The 1,831-nt window shown below is 68.3% G+C and carries 2 protein-coding genes; both read left to right on the forward strand.

Annotated features, from left to right (window positions below):
- The first annotated feature begins 88 nt into the window (after window positions 1-88).
- A complete protein-coding gene (locus tag NQ160_RS17755) occupies window positions 89-745 on the forward strand; it encodes an amino acid ABC transporter permease (RefSeq protein WP_257516467.1) in 657 nt (218 codons plus the stop codon).
- Complete coding sequence (locus NQ160_RS17760) at window positions 742-1,668, forward strand: amino acid ABC transporter permease (protein WP_257516468.1); 927 nt, start codon at window positions 742-744, stop codon at window positions 1,666-1,668. Before NQ160_RS17755 ends, NQ160_RS17760 begins: the two co-directional genes overlap by 4 nt.
- Window positions 1,669-1,831: the final 163 nt, after the last annotated feature.

Here is a 1,831-nt window from a genome sequence, read left to right on the forward strand (position 1 = left end):
CTCGCAGCCGGCCTTCGCCTCCCCCGGAGGGCGGGGCGGCCGAGGGCCCGCCCCGACCCTCTTCCTGATCCGACCGAGAGAAGTACGCATGGGCGTCATCACCGACAACGCCGACGTGTGGGGCGAAGCCCTGCTGGGCACTCTCATCCTGTTCTTCGGCGGCGGGGTGGTCGCCCTCGTGCTCGGCATCGTCGTCGCCGCGATGCGCGTCTCGCCGATCCCGGTGGCCCGTGCCGTCGGCACCATCTACGTCAACACCATCCGCAACACCCCCCTCACCCTGGTGTTCTTCGCGTTCGCCTTCGCCCTGCCTCCTATCCTGGGCCTGCGATTGACGTCCGACGTGTCGCTGACGCTCGCGATCAGCGCGCTGGGGCTGTACACCGCGACCTATGTGGCCGAGACGATCCGCTCCGGTATCAACACGGTCCCGGTGGGGCAGGCCGAAGCCGCCCGCGCCCTGGGCCTCACCTTCGGCCAGGTGATGGGCCTGGTGGTGATGCCGCAGGCTTTCCGTTCCGTGATCCCGCCGATGATGAGCGTCTTCATCGCGCTGCTGAAGAACACCACCGTCGCCGCCGGGTTCTCGGTCGTCAACCTCGGCTCGGCCCGCAACTACCTCAGTGAGCGCGGCGAGAACCAGTTCCTCGTGATCGTCTGGGTCATGGTCATCTTCGTGGCGCTGGTGCTGCTGCTGTCGTGGCTGCAGCGAACGCTCGAGAACCGATGGAGGGTGACCCGATGACCTCGGTCCTGTACGACGTCCCCGGTCCCCGGGCCATCGTCCGCAACCGCATCCTCGGCGTCGTCACGGTGCTGCTCGTTGCCGCGGTGCTCGCCTTCCTGCTGTGGCGCCTCATCGACACCGGGCAGTTCTCCGCCCGCAAGTGGCAGGCCTTCAGCTACACCACCGTGTGGCTCAACATCGGTGAAGCCACGCTGCGCACTCTGGCTGCCTTCGCCGTGGCCGCGGTCGGTGCCATCGTGGTGGGCTTCGTCCTCGCGATCGGGCGACTCTCCGATCATGCGTGGGTGCGCATCCCCGTCGGCGCCGTCGTCGAGGTGTTCCGCGCCGTGCCCGTGCTGGTCTTCATGTTCCTGCTTTACTACGGGCTGCCGGTCATCGGCATCCGGATGGACTCCTACTGGGCCGTCGTCATCGCGCTCATCGCCTACAACGGTCCGGTCCTCGCCGAGGTCATCCGAGCCGGCGTGCAGTCGCTGCCGCGCGGTCAGCAGGAGGCCGGCTACGCCCTCGGCCTGCGCAAGTCGGGTGTGATGCGGCTCGTGCTGCTGCCGCAGGCGATCCGCGCGATGCTGCCCGTGATCATCGCGCAGCTCGTGGTGACGCTGAAGGACACCGCGCTCGGCTTCATCATCACCTACCCCGAGCTACTGTTCTACGCGCGCTACCTGGGCTCGCAGTCGACGTACGGCTCGCCCATCGTGCCGATGACGATCATCGTCGGCGCCATCTACATCGGGCTCTGCCTGCTGCTTTCGCTGGTGGCCACGGTCGTCGAGAAGCGTCTGCGCCGTTCGGCGCGCACCCCCGGTGTGGCGGCCATGCACCACCCGGTGGGCGAGGTCACCGATACGCAGCTCATCGCCGTGCAGCAGCGCGCGGACCGTGCGCTCGACGGCAAGGCCGGCCCGAACGACGGCTGATCCACGGCTCTACCGACGCGGGAACGCTCTCCCGCGTCGGTAGACTCGTTGATCGTGTCTGACACTCCCGAAATCACCCCGGAAGCGGTGGATGCCGCCGTCGACGCGGCCCTCGCCGCGATCGCCGCCGCCACCACCACGGCAGAGCTGAAGGCGGCGCGTT

The sequence above is a fragment of the Microbacterium sp. zg.Y909 genome (assembly GCF_024626565.1).

Bases quoted from the DNA above. Each gene is read 5' to 3' on its own strand.
- NQ160_RS17755 (WP_257516467.1), top strand. From the start codon at position 89: ATGGGCGTCATCACCGACAACGCCGACGTGTGGGGCGAAGCCCTGCTG.
- NQ160_RS17760 (WP_257516468.1), top strand. From the start codon at position 742: ATGACCTCGGTCCTGTACGACGTCCCCGGTCCCCGGGCCATCGTCCGC.